This window comes from Sporosarcina sp. FSL K6-1540 (assembly GCF_038620285.1).
GTDB classification, from domain to species: domain Bacteria; phylum Bacillota; class Bacilli; order Bacillales_A; family Planococcaceae; genus Sporosarcina; species Sporosarcina psychrophila.
Map to the genome: position 1 here is coordinate 4,452,037 of NZ_CP152018.1, position 19,457 is coordinate 4,471,493.

The window sequence follows — 19,457 nt, forward strand, 5'->3', positions numbered from 1 at the left end:
GCCTTGGTTAACTGGCTGGAGTTTGGACAATTAAAAAGGGAAAAGTCTCATTCACACAGACTCCCCCCAACTAAATTCTATTTTTCATTTCTCATTTGCAACTGCCGTTCAAAACAGAATCGGATAACGTATTGACGCTCAACTTGATTGATTGTCTCAAATTGTAATGAGGCAATTAGTCTGCCATCTTTCTCAAAAACCCTTATAACCCGTGCATCAGCTTTGACATATTTAATTTCACGGTTCATGAAAGGGAGCACGATGGTCAGCGATAACAGCTCGTCTTCTTTGAAAGTGTCGGGGTTAAGGAGAGTTAGCGCGACTCCGCCTGCGCTAAGGTCTGCCGCCACAAACTGGCTGAAGCGTCCATCTTTCTCAACAGCAATATCAATTGCTGATTCTACCCGTACAAATTCACGTCGTTGAATCTTGATAAGCTGTTCATCACCAGGATAGGATAATTTAATCATTGGAATTCCCTTATTAAGGCGGCCGCTCACTTCAGTCCGGAAAGCATAAGACATTTTCATACTATCTATGAATGTAACGTGCAACTGCGTGCCATCCATAAAAAATGCTGTCCGTCCCGTCTCAATATGGCTTGGGTAGTCAATCATTACGAAACCGTCTCCTATATCAACCACTTTACTTTTGAACTTTTCGCTATCTTTTGTAAAGTCTTTATCGATAACAATAATCGTCCCAATCGAAAGTAGCATATTAAAGCACCCGCCATCCCTATGTCATATGGTCTAGCTTCAGGCGCTATCGGCGCGTGTCGCTATTCATAGATACTATTATGTCATGACGGGATGGAAATTCCAATGACTATTTACACTTCATTTTTACTGTAATTTCTCGGTTTTGATCACTTCAGAGGTCTCCGTATCGACGATTACTGCATATGTGCCTATTTGCCCATTCTCATTTATCGTAACTGTCAAATAGTGCGTTAGCCTTTGTTCTAACCGATCATTTTCAACATATGCATATTCTTCTTTGACAATTTCGACGCCCGAATGGAAAAATGTCTTCCAATTCTTCTTCGTGATCGGCTGTCGTTCAGTCTTCTCTTTCCGAATATACTCGGAAGCATCCAGACCAACGATGCCCGCATTATCTTTTGCAATCTTTAAATGGATTACATCTGAAAATACTTTCGCTCCATATTCCGGTTCTACTCTGACAAATACCATATGCCAAGCCGTATTATTTTCCCTTGCTTCCTCGTAAACAAGGTCCTTATAACCTGCATCTTTTAAAAACGTCTCTGCTTTCTTTTTAAGTTCGTCAAACGGCTGAATCTCCTTGCCAAATGGCCTTTCTGTAAGGAATGAAAGGACATGCCCCCCTTTTTCCGTGATATCAATATAACCGACTGACTCAGCTTCGGCAAAACGAATGTGATAAAACGGATAAGGTGAGCCTGGTTGACTCATTTCTACACCGATAGTCTCATTAGATAGGTGTGGAAAAAGTTTTTTGAACTCAGCTATGGCCTCTTCACGAGTCACTTCAGGATCCGCAATATTTTTCAAATCTTTTTTCTTCATAGAATCCGACTCACTTGCTGTCAGTGGGAAATCACTCTCCGTATACTGTTTAACACTAGTACCCATAGCGGTCCAATCATGGCCTGAATCAGCAACATCCAATCTCTGTTTCCAACCGTCTATCGATAAATTCCCACTTACCATGCCCGCAGTTGCCACTTGCCACTCATCCGCCATTGAGCGAAGGTTCTTAGAAGCCAGCTCCATAACCCGGTGATATTCGACGTTATCGGCTACACGAGTTGCTTCCTTGGCATAATTACCAAGACGTCCAAGATAATTCAACCACGATGTTGAAAAGCTTGGATCCATCGGTAATGAAGAAACAGAGTTTTTAATATCCGATGACAGACGCCAAATGTCATCTCGCGCTTTTGAGGATCCATCCGCCTCATTAAATAATAAAGTCTTTTTCACCGCATTATCCAATTCTTCCAGTTTCTCCGATGCATCTGTCATTTTACTGGCGTATTGTCCACTTAGTGCGATAGATAATTGTTCATTTTCAGCTGCTTTACCGTAAGAAAAGATTGAAAGTGCTGCTATTGAGTACACTAATACAAAAATCATTTTTTTCATATTTCGGCAAAATATCGCCGGAAACTTTCGTTGTTTCCGGAAAATTCCGCCTCCCCTCCTTTATCACTAGTTTTCAATACTTTTCCGTATTGATTAATTGGCAAATATATGCAAACCAATTTTTTTAATTTGAGGTCGTGACCAAATCCACTTGCTCGTCGCTGTAATTGGATTGAAGTAGTAAATTGCATTTTCGGAAGGATCCCATCCATTAATAGCATCGAGAACGGCTTCTTTTGCCCGTTCGTTCGGTGTTAGCCAAATTTGCCCGTCAGCGACCGCTGTGAAAGCAAGCGGTTGAAAGATGACACCGCCAACTGTATCTGGAAAATCTGGATGTTCAACCCGGTTCAATATGACTGCAGCTACTGCAACTTGCCCTTCGTACGGTTCTCCTCTTGCCTCACCATAGACAGCATTCGCCATCAGCTTAAGATCCTGATCCGAATATTTTGCTGGCAATTGGATATTTTCCGTTTTACCCGCTCCTTGACCTACCTGAGATGCAAGCGGTTTACTTCCGTAATACGTGAACTTATTCCCTTTATTCAAATTATCTTTTACGAACTTCTCATCATACTGTGATGCATCCACCAATTTTTTCCGAGTCTTCAATCCTGCAATTCCGTCTACCGGAAGTCCATACTTCTCTTGGAAATTGCGCAATGCCCAATAGGTTCCATAGCCAAATGTTCCATCAATCGTCCCAGTGTAATAACCAATATACTGAAGTCTCGACTGCAGCTCGATTACATCATCTCCAAATGCGCCGCGTGCGACATTTTGGGAACTGAATGCTTTTATTTGGACAGGTGAGGTTGCATAAGCACATCCAAGGAGCAAGATGATTGTTATCATACGGATGACCAGTTTTTTCACTTTCATTCCTCCTTTTTCTATAGTTTGTCCAAAATCAGCAATATTATTAACAAATAAAAAATGATCCAGCTAAAGCTGAATCATTTTGTGTTTGTTCGTGCTTTGCGTCTGAATTGCTGCATTGCGAACGTATGTGCATATTTAACTCTAGTTAAGCCAAACCACCAAAGAAACAGCATGAAAGGAATAATCAGATAGAGCCAGAGATTATCTACAGCGAGGATGCCATTATAGATGAAGTGAAGACTATATGGGGCAAGGAATGCTAGAAACAAATACATATTGATGTTTGATTCTACGGCAAATTTTGCTCGGCCAAAATAATAGCCCATTACTACACCGAATAGTGCATGACTGGAAACCGGCAATAAAGCCCGAAGAAATGCGGTGTCCGCTCCAAATGTAAGTAGATAAATAATATTTTCAACCGTCGCAAAACCTAATGACACGCTGGCACCATATAAGATCCCATCGTATGCATCTTCAAATTCAACATGCCTATAAATGGCAAGCAACAGGATGAGCCATTTAAAGAACTCCTCAAGTCCACTTGTAAAAATAACATTCCGAATGAAAAAGTGGGAGAAGATGTTTTCCTCTTCAAATACGTGTTGGATAAACATTATCGGAAAAGTCATGATAGCGCCGTATATGAATGTATGAAATAATGTAAGTGATGGTTCTTTCGCAATCTGTTTTCTCAAATAAAAATAGCTAAAGAGCGCCAATCCCGGCGCAATCGCTACAGTGAACAATATGAACATCGGCCGGCCCCCATTTTGCTTTATTATACCATGATTTCCCTTAAACAGGAGGAACTACTATGAAGAAAAACATTCTGCTTGTTCATACAGGCGGTACGATCTCAATGGAACTGGATACCAAAACCGGCGGAGTAATGTTAAGTGCTGCAAATCCTCTCGCATTAGAAATAGACAACATCCAGCAATTCGCCAACATAACAGAAGTGGAAGCTTTTAATTTACCTTCTCCACATATTACACCTGCACGAATGCTTGAACTCGAAGAGCTGATCTCCCGTCTGATGGAGAATAATTCCTTTGATGGTATTGTCATTACACATGGCACAGACACGCTTGAAGAGACAGCGTATTTCCTTGAACTCTCAACAAATTTCAATATCCCAATTGTATTGACGGGTGCAATGCGTTCTTCCAATGAAATTGGATCGGACGGCGTCTATAACCTGATGTCAGCTGTCAGAGTTGCCGCAGCAGACGACGCAAACGATAAAGGGGTACTCGTCGTACTTAATGATGAAATCCACACAGCGACGAATGTGACGAAAACACATAGCAGTAGTGTCTCTACTTTTCAAAGTCCGCAATATGGACCCATCGGCATTGTAACGAAGTCAGCCATTCATTTCCACCATGCACCATTATCAAGAACCTATCTCCCTGTCGTGTCCATCAACAAAAAAGTAGCCATGTTTAAAATCTATGCCGGAATGGAATCCGACTTGCTTGTTTCGATATCTTCTCTTGGCTATGACGGTGTCGTACTTGAAGGACTAGGACAAGGGAACGTCCCACCTGATGTGGTCGGCGGAATCAGACGTCTACTTTCTGAAGGTCTTCCAGTCATCCTAGTTTCCCGATGCTTCAATGGGATTGCACAGGATATTTATGCGTATGAAGGCGGAGGTAAGATGCTGAAAGATATGGGTGTACGCTTCGAACACGGGCTAAGTGGCCAAAAAGCACGCTTAAAACTATTACTCGAACTTTGTACGAAGTAAAATTGTTGTAGATGTAAATGTCAAAAAGCTGCCCTTCAACCTGTTTTCCTAGATTGAAGGGTAGCTTTTATTTTACACTATTTTGTTTTGCATCAATCGTACGCGCAATTATTTCACCATGAAACTTACCATTTTCGATGAAAATCTCATTGGCATTGTTCCCCGCAGCAATAACACCTGCAATAAAGAGCCCTTCGACATTCGTTTCCATTGTTTCTTCGTCAAAAGAAGGGCGACCGCTTTCTTCTTCAATCGAAATACCAACCTTTTTTAGGAAAGTGTGATCGGGATGATAGCCAATCATTGCGAAGACATAATCATTTTCAATGTCAAACAATTCCCCTTCGATATCAATCGTGACGGAAGCATCCGTGATTTTGACAACATCCGCATTAAAATGCATGGCAATTTCACCACTACGAACAAGGCTATCGAAACCAGGTAAAATCCAGGGCTTAACACTTGGTGAATAATCGGAACCGCGGTAAACAACTGAAACCAGTGCCCCAGCACGTTCCAATTCGAGAGCAGCATCGATGGAAGAGTTCTTTCCTCCAATTACAACCACTTTTTTTCTGAAGTAAGGATGTGCCTCTTCAAAATAGTGGAAGACATTCGGGAGGTCCTCCCCTTCAATACCGAGTTGATTTGGATTGTCGTAGTAGCCAGTCGCGATTACCACATTAGTTGCTAAATACTCGTCTTTATCCGTCAAAATATGGAATCCCGTACTTATTTTCGCAACATCCTCTACCTTTTCAAAACTATTGATAGGAATTTCTTTCAGTTCCGCAACTTTCCTGTAATAAACAAGTGCGTCATTCCGCTTCGGTCTATCTATAGCCGTGATAAATGGAATATCCCCTATAGACAACTTCATACTTGAACTGAAAAACGTCTGATGCGTCGGATAATGATAAATCGAATTGACTATATTGCCCTTTTCGATAACAAGAACATCCAGTCCCTGTTTTTGCAGTTCTATTGCTGCTGACAGGCCACATGGACCTCCCCCTACCACTATTACATCTTTTTGTATCATTTTATTTAATACACTCCTTTAGTACACTTCTCCATAATTTATGACGATGACGTGACATTCAGGCGCCGCACCAAGCCTCAGTGGCAACGTAGACGTGCCGTATCCATTACTGATTAGCTTCGCTCTACCCTTCTTCAATCGGAACGATCCTTTTTCCTGTAGACCGTATTTCCCGATTCGAATTTGTCCGCCATGTGTGTGCCCCGCAAGCATCAATCGAGGCTCATATAACTGCTCCACTTTCCTAAAAAGCGAAGGCGTATGCGTGACCAAAATAACATTGTCATACTGACTGACAACACGGAGGGTCGAGTCAATATCGACATTTCGACTTGACGGATCGTCCGTTCCAGCTATACCCCAACGCGGATGTCCAGGAATAACACTACTTTCGTTGTCAAGGATTTTCCCGCCATAACGAGTAATAATCTCTCGCATTTCTTCTTCTCCAACTTCACGGTCATTATTACCCCAAACATAAAATAACGGTCCCAATTGCGCTAACTTACGGATATTTTCAGCTATCCGTACTAGTGGTACTCCTCTTTCAGCTAGATCACCGCCAATGATAACAATATCGATATCATGGGCAGATTGAACTTTCGCTAGCAATTTATCATCGATTTTACGCCGATGGATATCTGAAATGAAAAATACCGACATTTTTTTGTCAGCCTGACTATCAGACGCAACATTCATATTATGGTAAATAACATTCCTTCTTCTAGCACTCATAAACATATATATTAAAAATCCAATCATCAGCGAAACAGATGACCATATCATTTTATTAACCGTAATCATGCCCACCCTTCATAAGATAAGCGCAAAGTGCCATGTAGATGCGACAGGCTTAGGGCGGACCGGCGAAGCGGCATTCTTTTGCCGATTAGCCGGGCTCACTTATGACCCGAACGTCTGGCGCTTGGAGCTTGACACAGTTCCGTGTCAAAAAACCCAGATTTCCCTATTATCATAAGAAAAAGGCAAAGAATCTATACTTCGCCTTTTTCATACTGCTATTCCTCAAGGAATGACAAGTCTCTGTCCAACCCCAATTTCATTCGATGTTAAGCCGTTTGCGCTTTTGATTTTTTCGACGCCTCCACCGTTACCATAATATTTCAAAGAAATACGATAAAGGTTTTCATTACTACCAACCGTATGCGTTTTTGCTACTGGTTTAGACTCCGGTTTTACTTCCGGTTTCTTCTCCGGCTTCGTTTCTACTTTTACTTCTGGTTTCTTTTCTGGTGTTGGATTGACATTCACTACTGGTTTAGATACTGGCTTCTCCTCAACTTTTGCTTCAGCTTCAGTTTTCACAGCACTCTTTTCGTCCTCATTACTAGTTGCTTTTTTTTCATCGTCTTTATCAGCATCAGCAGTTTTTTCAACTGGCTTTTCACTGTTCATTTCAAAGAGCGTGCCGGTTTCCCCACCTTTTGCTGACGTACGATCACCCGGAGTATAAAAATCGGAAATAATATACACTAAAATGAGTACCGGAATAAGTGTGAATAACCCAAGAATAACATTAATCATCGTATGGCTGGATTTCTTTTTAGGTTTACGACCTTTCCTATGCAATTCGCTACGCGATGGAAGCTTGCTAACCTCATGACCATCGTCTAGACCGATTTCCTTCCTGTGCTCTTCAAAGTCAGTCTTATAATCATCATTTTTCATCGCTACATTCTCCTATCACATCGTGCTATTCTTTCATTATGACGAATTTTGTCGTAAAAATCAAATACACCTTGCTGTATTTGCACCAACAGGATATTGGTTACTCAGAGGGGCGATTGAACTGCAACTTTCCTTGTTCCACGAGTCATCAGGCATAGTTCTTCAGAATGAAGTTAAATGGACAACAGGTTTCTTATCCAAGAAGCCCCGTCAACCTTTCCTCCCAATCCACCATTCGTTTATCCAACACGATTGTTTTTTGTACATCAAGCTTTAGACCATCCGCTGTTCCACAAACCGAACAGCAAAACTTCGGTTTCATTCCACATGCCTCGCCGAAAAAACCTAAAATCTCTTCCCGAATACATCTTTCAGAATGAACTAATCGAAGCATCGTCTGTAGTTGCGCTTCTTTTTCACGTATCAATTCAGACATACGAATAATGACATCTTCAATCGGCATCCGTTCGATGTAGTAGTCTATGACACGTTTTCCTGTTTCGCTAATCCGTGCCAGTTCAGCTGCTTCAGCAGGCGGATAGTTCTCTACGAGAAGACTTTTATAGTGCTTGATTTCCCATTCTTGAGGGAGATCGTCTTGGATAATGAAACGCGTTCTTCCTTCGTCATCGGACGAAAAAAGTAACGTCGCTGCCGCTAAATCACCATCACGTCCCGCACGCCCCACTTCCTGAATGTAACTTGCGATAGCTTGAGGTACATGTTCATGGATCACTTGACGGATATCGTCTTTATGTATACCCATTCCAAACGCATTTGTAGCACATATCCAGCTAATTTCACCAGTGATAAATTGTTCCTGAATGAACGCTCGATCTTCTTGCTCTTTGCCGGCGTGATAAGATGCCACAGAAACACCCTCCAGCTGAAGAAGCTGAGATAGTTCATCAGCCCGCTTTCGCGATGCCACATAAATGATTCCAGGACCCGCCGTCGTTACTATACGATTCTTAATCCACTCCGTTTTCATCATCCCATTATCAACTTTGACAATTGAATAAGAAATATTAGGGCGGTCCAACGAATGTTGATGAATTGCAGGCATTTGAAGTTGCAGATACCTGCAAATATCAGCCTTTACTTTATCATCGGCCGTTGCGGTAAGAGCCAAAATACCTGGTCGGTTTAATCCTTCAAAAAATTCTCCTAGCCGCAAATATTCTGGTCTAAAATCAAATCCCCATTGAGAAATACAATGAGCCTCATCAACAACAATTAACGACAAATGAATGTTACGAAAATGAGCAGTCACATTTTTTTGCAACAACATTTCAGGTGATATGAAAATGAACTTATAGCGGCCTAATTCCCCCATTATCCTGGTTTTCTCCGAATAAGAAAGAAATGAGTTTAACGCAACAACCCTTTTTTCACCGTTCCTTTTCATGATTGCCACCTGGTCTTCCATCAACGCAACGAGTGGTGAAACGATTAAGACAGTACCTTCAAGTACATAGGCAGGTAATTGGTAGCAAAGTGACTTCCCTATACCTGTAGGTAAAATTGCAATCGTGTCCTTGCCCGCAATCACATCTCGAATGACATCTTCTTGTCCTGCCCTGAATTGATCAAAACCGAATCTCTCTTTTAATAATTTGTGAATAGCCATTAGTTGCCCCCTCCCGTCCGCGCACCTAAGATGAGACGAAGTTGAAAATAGGAAAGCGTTTCGAATTCAGATTTCAGCAAGCGAAGTCTACGGGTTCCAATTTCCTTCACTTTTCCAGCTACTGCTTCTGCATCTTCCTCAGAAACAAACTGTGTTAGCGGAAATTCTGTATCATTAATAGACATTTCTACAAAATGATCTTCAATTGTACTCTGTTTCAAGTTGCGCGCCATCGCAATTTCTTCAAGAGAAAAGCCACAATCAAAAAGTTGCTTCGTTTTTACAGAGGAATCCGTCAAATATGTCGAAACCTTGACGCTTTCAGCTATTTTTCGCAAAAAAGGCAAATCAGGAGACAGAATAATGACAGCAAGCATCATATGTAGACCTTCTATAAATAGTAGACGGATATCGAATGGATTTAGTTTCAAATTATCTGCTAACTGATCCCATGTCCAGCCTGTCAGTCCGAAACCACTTAAGCGATGAGTGATAATTGTTTTTTGTCTTTCATCCATTTCACTTCGAGTAATACATAGCCGAATTTCTTCGCTGACGCCTTTAGCAAATACTGGATCACTGATTCGCTGATTATGTAGTAGCATTTTAACAAAAGTTTGAATATCACGGTCTTTTTGAGCGGGCATAAACGATTTTTCCTTTGCTTTGAAATTCGAAACCGTCTGCACAACAAGCGATAACCTTCCGAAAAAAATCATTTCCCTTCCTCTATAATCCCAGCCGTTAAATCGGTAGGACGGTAATTTGCCAACTTCCACGCGACCTTGCTCCGTCAGTTTGACGAAAGAATCATCCATTGTTGAGATGAAACCCCTATCACTTAACTGTTTAGCCGCCTCATCGAATCGTTCAGCTGTCAGTTTTGGTACAATACCAAAGAATTCCTTCAAACCATAATATTCAACATCTTGCAGTGTTTGTCCCGATCTTTTGCCGCGTAATAGGTGAAGTCCCGCATAGATTGTTCGTTCACCGTCTATTCTGCCTATGATGGTTAATAGTATTGAAGATAGTTTCATTTTGAATTCCTCCGATTAACAAATGTTTTTTGTTGAAAACTCTTGTCAACATCATTAGAATGAAAGGTGAAGTAAATTGTTTGTACGGAGAAAAGAGGAGAGAAAGACTATGCCTAAATATACAATCGTTGATCAGGATACATGTATAGCGTGTGGTGCGTGTGGAGCTGCTGCCCCGGATATATACGATTATGATGATGAAGGAATTGCTTATGTTATCCTCGATGATAACATGGGAACAGCTGAAGTTCCAGAAGAACTGATGGAAGACCTAGAAGACGCTTTCGATGGCTGCCCAACCGATTCTATCAAAACCGCCGACGCACCATTTGATGGCGATGCACTTAAATACGAAGATTAACTAGGCAAGCGCTGTCGATAACAGAAGTCGCTTTAAAACTACGACAACTTGTCGTGCTGGCTTCCAGACAGACGTTACTCTACAATAGTGTTAAAGACTCGTGAGTGGCTCTACCAATTGGCTGAGAGACCACTGTCACGAAGCTAGATAAATCGAACGTGGAAAGGTCGTCCTGGAAAATCCCGGGACGACCTTTTTTTATATTATGAAGTTAATTGGGTACGCTGTTGTGCAATCCATTTTTTCATACTCTTGAAAAGCAGCATGGAAATAATCATTAGCATAATTCCCTTGATCAAGTTAAATGGTAGAACTCCTAAAACAATAAAAGTAGCTAACTCATTCCCTGCCATGGCTGGGAAATTCATGAAATACGTATACATTGGTAAAAACAGTAGGTAATTCAAGACACTCATGCCAATAGCCATCGAGACAGTTCCAGCAATGAGGCCTCCAGCTAGACCAATAGATGTTTTAAATTTATTAAAGATAAAATAAATCGGCATTATGAAAAGCACGCCTGTTGCAAAGTTTGCAATTTCACCAACAGGAACACCTGTCGGGCTACCTGACATGAACCAGTGCATTATATTTTTAAGCAGTTCGACCGCAATACCTGCTACAGGTCCCATCGTCATTATTGCCAAAACCGCTGGAATCTCACTGAAATCAATTTTCAGGAATCCAGGTAGTGCAGGTAATGGGAAGTTAAACTGCATCAAAACAGTTGCAATACTCCCTAACATCGCGATGAGAATCATCTTTCGCAACTTTTTGTTATTCATTTGTTCCTCTCTCCTTTTGCGATTCACTTCAAAAGAGGAAAGGCCGTTCCACCTTGTTTATGTCGACAAAAAATCCCAAAAGCAAATAAGCTCGAGGGATTTGAAAGGTATACTCAAATAGAGAGTAGAAAAGAGACTATTTCTTTCTCTTTTAACCCACATTTAAATAAGCACCTCTTTTTGTAGACAACACAAAAAGATGGCCGCACCTTCACCTTCTCCCATCCAGACTATACTGTCGGCTCCGGAATTACACCGGTATCAGCTGTTAAGCTCGCGGGCTTGGAAAGTGACTTTCCTTTACCGCCGGTCGGGAATTACACCCTGCCCCGAAGATGAATCAATATTTTGTTACAACCTTATTGTATACAAAAAAAAGACCTTTGTAAACAAGGCTGTTTACAAAGGTCTTTCTATTTACTTCAATATAAGTGGAAGTGGATTAGATCCAACCGGTACCGGTAAAGGCTGGCTGAAGTTAAAACCGTTCCATTCTTCTTGAACGACATTTTCGAATTGAAGCTGTTCACCAAAATCAGCTGCTGTCAGGAGCATGCCCTCAACCATTTGCATCGCTTTTTCCGGCTCCATCGCGTCCAAATCCAGTGGTTGTGTGAATTTGATGGTCGTCAATTTGTCATCTGCCTTTACTTCAAAATTTAAAGTACTTGGAATGACTGGCTTGAAAACATCATTCGGCTTCACTTTCATTTGCTGTAATGCCTCGTTCAACGATGGCTGCGGTTGGGAAAAGTTCGATGTAAGAAACTGCTGTCCATCTTGTTGTTCAAACATATAGTAATTCAAATGATTACGACCACTTTTCAAAATCAACGGTGTGCTCGGTTGACCTACTTCAGAGAACATGGTCGCAGTTCCATCCTCGTTCTCAAATCGGACCTCCTGATAACCGTAAAACGTATCTTGTAAAGAGTCGAGATAGACTTCCATCGATCCCGAACCTATGTCATAACCATGACCTTGCGGTAGCTGGTGGATAATTACATGATCCTCTGCGGCTATATTGCCTTTATAAGGATGGTACTCTTGAAAACCTAGTGCACTTTCATCGAGACGACTCGCATACTTTTTGTACAAATCATAACTCGTTGGCTCCAAGAAACCAATATCCTTCTTGATTTGACTGTTCGGAATGATAAATGTAATGGGAATGCTTAAAGCTTGATCACCTGCAAGACCTAAATGGAATAGTGTACTATCGATAACGTCTTCGGAGTAGACAGCAAAATGGTGTGTCTTCCCTGTTTCAGATGCCATCTTAGTAGAAAATCCATCCATTGTGCCCATTTCCGCTTCTTCATCCGTACTCGATTCATTTTCCAAACTCGCACCTCTTGCAGAAGGCTCGGCGTCCTCACTTTGCATCATTTTATTGTCGGTACTTTGATCCTTCATTGACAATTCATTTTCACCAAACATAGAAGGAACCAACAGGCCGATAACAAGCAAAGCAGCAACAGCGACAAGTGCTGGCATCCATTTCTTTGATTTTTTACGGTGAGGCGTATTCAGCCGTTCATCTTGCTTCAGCCGTGCCAGTATTTCCGACATTGGACGATTATCTGATATGTCAGGCACATCACCGAGGAGTTTTTCAATCTTGTTGTCGTTCCAATCTTTGTGGGTCATCTAGTTTCCCCCCTTCTGTCGGAAGAGCATTCAATTTCTTTTGTAATGCTTTGATCGCCCTATGTTGTGTTGTCTTCACTTTGCCTTCTGTCCAGCTAAGAATTTCGGCTGTTTCAGCTATGGAAAGATCTTGGAAATAGCGCATGATGATAACCATTTTCTGATCACCAGTACATGTATTAAGTGCTTGCAGCAGCTCTTGCATCTCTTCACTGAGTGTTACGATTTCTTCCGGCAGGATACCTGTCGATACGAGTTCGCTCTTTTCCCAGTCGAATTTATCGAACAGATGCTTTTTACGAACTGTATTTTTCCTGAAATGGTCGATTGCTACATTTTTAGCAATTGAAAAGAGCCATGTCTTCTCGGAACTTTTCCCCTCAAAACCGGCGTAGGCACGCAGTACCCTCACATAGACTTCATGCATGAGGTCCTCAGCATGGTCACGGTCTCTCGTCAAATAGATAAGAAACTTGAACACATCCTGATGGTACTGTTCGTAAAGCCGATGGAAAACGGAGTCGTCCATGAAATACCCCCGTTCTATCAATTAGTCGTATTTCAAGCTATTAAGTTACATCTTTTTTAAGGGCAATATGCAACTGAAAATCGTTCCTTCAGTGTCGCCTTTTGTTGCAGCGATCTTGCCACCATGTGAGTCGATAATGCTTTTCGCGATGGCGAGTCCAAGACCTGTTCCACCTTTTCCTCTAGTTCTCGCTTTATCTGCTTTGTAAAAACGTTCGAAGATATACGGTAAGTCCTCTTGCGGAATTCCAACACCTGTATCTGTCACTGTTATTTCAATCATATCAACTTGTTTTTGTATTCCAAGTCTAACACTTCCCCCATCAGGTGTATGGCGGATTGCATTGTCTATTAAATTCGTCAATACTTGCTCCATACGGTCTTCATCTACATTTGAAATGAGTACTGTATCTTCCAAGAATTCGAAAGTCAAATCGACATTTGCTTCACGCGCAACTTGCATGAATTTATTGACTATCCGGTCGAGAAAAGGAATCATCGATAGATCGTCTTTGTAAAGTCGCATATGTCCTGATTCCATCCTTGCGAGATCGAGAAGATCCGTCACAAGTCGGCCCATCCTTTTCGATTCATCGTGTATGATCTGTACCATTTCGTCGCGCTCTTCATCACTTGTTATAACTCCATCAATAATGGCTTCACTATACCCCTGCAACATAGATATCGGTGTCCGAAGTTCATGAGATACGTTTGCTATGAAGTCGGATCTAAGTTTCTCAAGCTTATGCTGATCTGTCATATCACGTAAGACAGCAACTGCCCCACGAATACTATTTCCGCTATATAACGGGCTAATAGAGATTCCATAAAACTGTCCACCTAATTCTAATTCATCTTCAACTTCCTCAGCGAACGTAATAACATGTTCAAGCATATGAAAAATCGCCGGTGGGATATGATGGTTACCCTCTTGTGCGCCATTTTTAAAATACCAATTCTGCAATAACTGTTCAGCTTGTGGATTACTTAGCAGGATTGTATAATCTCGATTAAATGTAATGACAGCATCAGTCATCGATGTAAGGATGCTTGAAAGCTGCTCTTTATCCTGATTAATAAGTTCAACGTGGTATTTAAGCTGTCTACCCATCTGATTGAATGCAGTTGCAAGCTGGCCAATTTCATCATTTTGCATTACAGGCAATCTTGTATCGAAATTCCCTTTCGATAATTCAAATGCCGCCTGCCTCAATCCACGTAAAGGGGAAGTAATTCTTGTTGACAGGAAAAAGGCGAAAAATGTTGTTAAAATAAAGGCAATAAATGCTGATAAGAATACGATACGTGTAGTACTTTCTGTTGTCCTATGGACGGCTTCAAGGCTTTGATAAATGATAACTGAGCTACCGAGTTGCTCTCCTTTTTCAAGTGGATAGGATAGAACAAGGTATTGTTCCATGACATTCTCTTCATTAATCGAAGGTAAGATCATCTCTTTTACAACTTGTTTATTATTCTTTTCAGCTGCATAAAACATGGATTCATAGAGCACTTTATTTTCTATTCTATCCTTGTTCAATCCTTTATGGAATGAATGCGTAACTTCCCCATTGGTATCGACAATCATCGCATTCGTTTCGTCGTCAAGAATGTCATCAATAATCAAGTTCATCGAAGTTTGACTTTCGTGATCATTAACAATTTTCCCGATCGTTGTTGCTTCCCTTCGCAATGATTCCTCAGCCTGTTGTGTATGGAAGTCATCTAGGAATTCAAGGAGCAAGGCCGTAACAATAAATAATACAAAAGAAACGAGAAGCAATATGGTTGCCCATAGCTTCCCGACAATTGAATTCCATATTCTATTCATTAGGAATCTCGAACTTGTAACCGACTCCCCAAACAGTAACAATCATTTTTGCTGCTTGTTCAGAAACGCGGCTCAGCTTTTCACGTAGCCGTTTGACATGCGTATCTACTGTACGGAGATCTCCGAAAAATTCATAATGCCACACTTCTTTTAACAGCTGCTCTCTGTCGAATACTTTGTCAGGCGACTTCGCAAGAAAATAGAGCAATTCGTACTCTTTCGGCGTCAGCCCAACTTCTTCTCCTTCAGCTGTAACCCGGTGTGCATCGTGATCTATCGTTAATTGAGGGAAGACGACCAAGTCCTTCGATGTAGATGATGAAGCGGCACCTGGAAACGTAACAGACCTTCTAAGAATTGCTTTAACCCGCAGAACAACTTCACGCGGACTAAAAGGCTTCACTATGTAATCATCAGCACCCGACTCAAAACCAGTTACTCTGTCTGACTCTTCGCCTTTTGCCGTCAGCATCATGACAGGCGTCATAATTTTCTTTTCTCTTAGTTCTTCTAGCACTTCTAATCCATCTTTTTCAGGCATCATCAAATCGAGTAAAATACAATCATAGTTATTCACAAGCGCTTTTTCGAGTGCATCCGCGCCATCGACAGCCTCTTCGACTTCATACCCTTCACGAGTAAGATACATATTTAACAGACGACGGATTCTTTCCTCGTCGTCTACTACTAACAACGTCACTTTTTCTTCCATAAATGATTACCCCTTTCAACTAGCTACTATCCTCATTGTACAAGTCGTTGTGCAAAAAAGAAACAGAAAAGCCGTAGCGACGTTCTTAAGCGCAACTTCAAAATGGCGAACCGGTGTCTAGTAAGATCAAAAGTGAACACACAACCAAGCATATACTTTCGCCAACCGATCATAATCGACGCATGACCAAGCATATACTCTTGACTACCGATCATAAACCCCACATGAACGAGCATATAACCTTGCAACCAATCATAAACGACACACAAACGAGCATAACCTTGCAACCGATCATAATCGGCGTACGAACGAGCATATAACCTTGCCAACCGATCATAATCGACACACACCCACCATATACCCTTACCAACCGATCATAAACGGCCCCAAGCACTTGACTTGAAACCTCGAAGTTACAACACATTGACATTACCGAATCTTATAATCCCCCTTTATATATGTTGAGCCAATGTATAGCATAAACTAAGCACCGAAGTAGATTTGAAGGGGATTTTTATTTTCACTTATAAAACAAAAAACTGCCTAGTAGTTAGATAACTACTAGGCAGTTCTCGCTTAAGCGTATGAATGCAACCCTGCGATGATCAAATTCACGGCAATCAGGTTAAACATAATGATGACGAAACCGATAACCGCAAGCCATGCCGATTTTTCGCCATCCCAACCGCGTGATAAACGCACGTGAAGGAATGCAGCATAGAATAACCATGTGATAAGGGCCCATACTTCTTTTGGATCCCATCCCCAGAACCTTGACCACGCTTCGTGAGCCCAGATCATTGCGAAAATGAGAGCACCTAGTGTAAAGATAGGGAAACCAATCATAACCGCACGGTATCCAATTTCATCCATTAGTTGCGAATTCGCTTTTTTAGCGAATGGCTGCAACAATGCCGCAATTGGACGACGGAAAATGAGTCTAAGAATCAAGTAGAGAATGATTCCGCTTGCGATTGACCAGACGAACGTCGTCAGCGTCTTCGCATTGACGATTGGTGGCATTTCAGCCCAAGGCGTCATCGCGTCCGGTGTTAGCGACTCATAGCCAGACATACCGAAAAGTGGTGGATAATTGTACTCAATTTTAGCAGCTTGTTCATTTTTATCAATATAAGTGAAATGTGCTTCATAGCCAGTCAATTTAAACGTTGACGAAGATAACACGAAACCGACTACTAAGATAAGCGTGAAAATAACCGCCTCTAGCCAGAACCGCTGTTTCGACTTTTTCGTCAAATCGATATTCTTCAATAAATAGATTAACCCGGCTACGGCACTAATCGCGAGGATCGATTCACCAAGTGCAGCTGTAATTACATGAACTGTCAACCAGTAACTTTTCAGTGCTGGAATAAGTGGTGTAATTTCCTTCGGGAACATACTTGCATAGCCGATAATAATAATCGCAATCGGCAAAGCAAACAAGCCGAGTGATGGTGTTCTATATAAGTAATACAGAAGAATGAATGCCCCAACGAGCATCATCCCAAAGGCAGTCGTAAATTCGAACATATTACTTACTGGTGCGTGACCTGATGCAATCCAGCGTGTGATGAAGTAACCTACATGGGTAATGAATCCGATGACCGTGATGGTAATCGCAATTTTTCCCCAACGGTTATTTTTATAAGATGCTTCAGATTTAGCGCCTTTCACCGCGCCGCCAAAAAATAGCGTCGCGACGAGGTAAGCGATAAATGAAACTAACAGCAAGTTAGCGCTTAACGATGCAAGTCCCATTATACTTTGTCCACTTCCTTATCTCGCAAGATAGATTCCTTGTCCTGTCTGTCTTCATAGGACGGTAAATTAGCAACGTCTTTCACTTGATCTAACTCTTTTTTCAAGGAGAACCAGTTTTTATTCGTATGTCCTGCAACTAGTAGCTCTCCATTAGGTCCTTTTTGAATCCAGATTCGTCGATGATTCCAATAAGATCCTTGCGAAACACCAATCATAAAGATAATTCCTCCTAGTAAAAGGAGATATAATGTTTTATCTTTGCGTACTGTCAGCCCAGATATATCACGGGTTTCTGCACTAACGAATTTCACCTTATAATCGTTGACTTCCGTTTCAAGCGTTTGTTTGATGGCGACGAAACTCATCTCGCCGTCCGGCTTGGCTGGGGTCACCATTTTAAAGATGAATGCTGGATTATTCGGTACTGGAGATTTCGATTTCGGTTCTCCGTCTTCAATCCCGTCATAATCCGGATAATAATCGCTCAAAATAACGCGCGCGCCATTATCAAGTTCATATTCACGTTCCGGATTAGTAAGATCGACTGTAAACTCCCCAAGTGAAGATTCCGTAGCTTTTTCAGTTAATTGGAATGTCATCGATTTTAATTCATCTAAACGAAAATCCATTTGGAAAACGTTGAATCCATCAAATTTCAATGGCTTATTAACAATGATAGAGTATTCTTTAACGAAGTCCATTTCATCAGATCCTGGAAGACCGCCTTCAGGTGTCTGATATAGAGCGACATCCGTCTGATAGTTTTTCGCAATCATGCCGACACGTTCAAGCGCATCGCCGAATACCTCATCAGCTTCCTCTTTCGTGTAGTTTTCCATAATGAAATTTTTGCTTTCCAAATAATAACCTTCTGCACCTGGAATAGAGCGTGTTTCCCCTTCGCGAATCCACATTGTTTCATCAACATAAAACCCAGGGATACCGCGCAGTAGAATACCAAACAGAAAAATGATAAGTCCTAAATGATTGACGTACGGACCCCATCTTGAAAAACGGTTTTTCTCTGCAAGCAAAGCTCCGTCTTCGATTTTCACATTGTAACGAAGTTCCTTCAGTTTCCCCTCAGCTTTTATAAGTGCAGCTTCTGGGTCTTCCGACGGTCCTTCACCATAGACTCGTTGTTTTTTCATGAATGAAGGATGGCGTTTTGTACGTTGCCTTTTCAATGATTTATAAAGCGGTATAACTCGGTCGACACTGGCAATAATGATGGAAGTTCCAAGCATCCCGACCAACGTGATGAACCACCAGCTATTATACATGTCATGAAAACCAAGTTTGTAATAAATCGTGCCTGCCAATCCATAAAGCCGTTCGTAGTAAGCTGCATACTCCGCCTCAGTTGACGCGGCTACATACAGTTTCTGTGGAAAAATAGTACCTATCGCAGCAGTTGCGAGAACGGCAACGATAATACTAATTCCAATTTTTACACTCGAAAAGAAATTCCATATTTTATCGATGATCGACCGTTTATATGTCTGCGATCTTCTTGCCGCACCTTCGTAACGCATGTCGACAAGTTTGCTTTCTTTCGCTTCTTCAGTCTGCGGTCTACCACATCGCTCACAAAGCACTGTGCCAAATGGATTATCATGACCGCACTGGCATTTGATTTTGCTCATTTTGGA

19 protein-coding genes and 1 riboswitch are annotated in these 19,457 nt (G+C 41.5%); of the genes, 2 read left to right on the forward strand and 17 right to left on the reverse strand.

Annotated features, from left to right (window positions below; all coding sequences use genetic code 11):
• Positions 1–77 precede the first annotated feature (77 nt).
• The 4 genes from MKY15_RS21435 to prsW all read right to left on the reverse strand — a co-directional run bounded on the left by MKY15_RS21435 (position 78) and on the right by prsW (position 3,775).
• A complete protein-coding gene (locus MKY15_RS21435) occupies positions 78–719 on the reverse strand; it encodes a flagellar brake domain-containing protein (RefSeq protein ID WP_340742321.1) in 642 nt (213 codons plus the stop codon).
• A gap of 126 nt (positions 720–845) precedes the next feature.
• Positions 846–2,132, reverse strand: a complete 1,287-nt coding sequence (locus MKY15_RS21440) for a PepSY1/2 domain-containing protein (RefSeq protein ID WP_342538538.1) — start codon at positions 2,130–2,132, stop codon at positions 846–848.
• A gap of 93 nt (positions 2,133–2,225) precedes the next feature.
• Complete coding sequence (gene sleB / locus MKY15_RS21445) at positions 2,226–3,017, reverse strand: spore cortex-lytic enzyme (RefSeq protein ID WP_082786826.1); 792 nt, start codon at positions 3,015–3,017, stop codon at positions 2,226–2,228.
• A gap of 74 nt (positions 3,018–3,091) precedes the next feature.
• Positions 3,092–3,775, reverse strand: a complete 684-nt coding sequence (prsW, locus tag MKY15_RS21450) for a glutamic-type intramembrane protease PrsW (protein ID WP_067210413.1) — start codon at positions 3,773–3,775, stop codon at positions 3,092–3,094.
• 59 nt (positions 3,776–3,834) lie between these two features.
• On the opposite strand from prsW, the gene MKY15_RS21455 reads away from it, so the two are divergent.
• The gene (locus tag MKY15_RS21455; RefSeq protein WP_342538540.1) at positions 3,835–4,773 is read left to right on the forward strand and encodes an asparaginase; all 939 of its coding nucleotides are present in this window, start codon (positions 3,835–3,837) and stop codon (positions 4,771–4,773) included.
• A 67-nt stretch (positions 4,774–4,840) separates the two neighbouring features.
• Here the strand turns inward: MKY15_RS21455 and MKY15_RS21460 are convergent, their stop codons facing one another.
• The 5 genes from MKY15_RS21460 to MKY15_RS21480 all read right to left on the reverse strand — a co-directional run bounded on the left by MKY15_RS21460 (position 4,841) and on the right by MKY15_RS21480 (position 10,174).
• Positions 4,841–5,815 carry a YpdA family putative bacillithiol disulfide reductase gene (locus tag MKY15_RS21460; protein WP_340742324.1) on the reverse strand — a complete coding sequence of 325 codons (975 nt, stop codon included), beginning with the start codon at positions 5,813–5,815 and terminating at the stop codon, positions 4,841–4,843.
• Between the two features lie 18 nt (positions 5,816–5,833).
• Positions 5,834–6,619: a metallophosphoesterase gene (locus MKY15_RS21465; RefSeq protein ID WP_067210420.1), complete on the reverse strand. Its 786-nt coding sequence runs from the start codon at positions 6,617–6,619 to the stop codon at positions 5,834–5,836.
• A 222-nt stretch (positions 6,620–6,841) separates the two neighbouring features.
• Entirely contained in the window at positions 6,842–7,504 is a 663-nt protein-coding gene (locus tag MKY15_RS21470) for a LysM peptidoglycan-binding domain-containing protein (protein WP_067210423.1), read from the reverse strand.
• 193 nt (positions 7,505–7,697) lie between these two features.
• Positions 7,698–9,134: an ATP-dependent DNA helicase RecQ gene (locus MKY15_RS21475; RefSeq protein WP_340742325.1), complete on the reverse strand. Its 1,437-nt coding sequence runs from the start codon at positions 9,132–9,134 to the stop codon at positions 7,698–7,700.
• A complete protein-coding gene (locus MKY15_RS21480) occupies positions 9,134–10,174 on the reverse strand; it encodes a helix-turn-helix domain-containing protein (RefSeq protein WP_342538542.1) in 1,041 nt (346 codons plus the stop codon). Before MKY15_RS21480 ends, MKY15_RS21475 begins: the two co-directional genes overlap by 1 nt.
• Positions 10,175–10,283: 109 nt before the next feature.
• On the opposite strand from MKY15_RS21480, the gene MKY15_RS21485 reads away from it, so the two are divergent.
• Complete coding sequence (locus tag MKY15_RS21485; protein ID WP_067210431.1) at positions 10,284–10,535, forward strand: ferredoxin; 252 nt, start codon at positions 10,284–10,286, stop codon at positions 10,533–10,535.
• A gap of 203 nt (positions 10,536–10,738) precedes the next feature.
• On the opposite strand, the gene MKY15_RS21490 is transcribed toward MKY15_RS21485, so the two are convergent.
• The 8 genes from MKY15_RS21490 to MKY15_RS21525 form a co-directional block, all read right to left on the reverse strand.
• Positions 10,739–11,320 (reverse strand): ECF transporter S component, encoded by a 582-nt coding sequence (locus MKY15_RS21490; RefSeq protein WP_067210434.1) that lies wholly within the window; start codon positions 11,318–11,320, stop codon positions 10,739–10,741.
• 209 nt (positions 11,321–11,529) lie between these two features.
• Positions 11,530–11,661: riboswitch (FMN riboswitch) on the reverse strand.
• Between the two features lie 76 nt (positions 11,662–11,737).
• On the reverse strand, positions 11,738–12,970 hold the full coding sequence (locus MKY15_RS21495; RefSeq protein ID WP_342538543.1) for a hypothetical protein: 1,233 nt from the start codon (positions 12,968–12,970) through the stop codon (positions 11,738–11,740).
• Positions 12,936–13,499: an RNA polymerase sigma factor SigX gene (gene sigX, locus MKY15_RS21500; RefSeq protein ID WP_338656332.1), complete on the reverse strand. Its 564-nt coding sequence runs from the start codon at positions 13,497–13,499 to the stop codon at positions 12,936–12,938. Before sigX ends, MKY15_RS21495 begins: the two co-directional genes overlap by 35 nt.
• Before the next feature lie 45 nt (positions 13,500–13,544).
• Positions 13,545–15,329, reverse strand: coding sequence for an ATP-binding protein (locus MKY15_RS21505; RefSeq protein ID WP_187045147.1), 1,785 nt, complete (start codon positions 15,327–15,329; stop codon positions 13,545–13,547).
• Positions 15,322–16,041, reverse strand: coding sequence for a response regulator transcription factor (locus MKY15_RS21510; protein ID WP_067210448.1), 720 nt, complete (start codon positions 16,039–16,041; stop codon positions 15,322–15,324). Before MKY15_RS21510 ends, MKY15_RS21505 begins: the two co-directional genes overlap by 8 nt.
• 32 nt (positions 16,042–16,073) lie before the next feature.
• Positions 16,074–16,391, reverse strand: coding sequence for a hypothetical protein (locus MKY15_RS21515; protein WP_187045148.1), 318 nt, complete (start codon positions 16,389–16,391; stop codon positions 16,074–16,076).
• 226 nt (positions 16,392–16,617) lie between these two features.
• Positions 16,618–17,802 carry a c-type cytochrome biogenesis protein CcsB gene (gene ccsB / locus MKY15_RS21520; RefSeq protein WP_067210451.1) on the reverse strand — a complete coding sequence of 395 codons (1,185 nt, stop codon included), beginning with the start codon at positions 17,800–17,802 and terminating at the stop codon, positions 16,618–16,620.
• Entirely contained in the window at positions 17,802–19,451 is a 1,650-nt protein-coding gene (locus tag MKY15_RS21525; protein WP_067210454.1) for a cytochrome c biogenesis protein ResB, read from the reverse strand. The genes ccsB and MKY15_RS21525 overlap by 1 nt, the downstream gene beginning before the upstream one ends.
• Between the last annotated feature and the right edge of the window lie 6 nt (positions 19,452–19,457).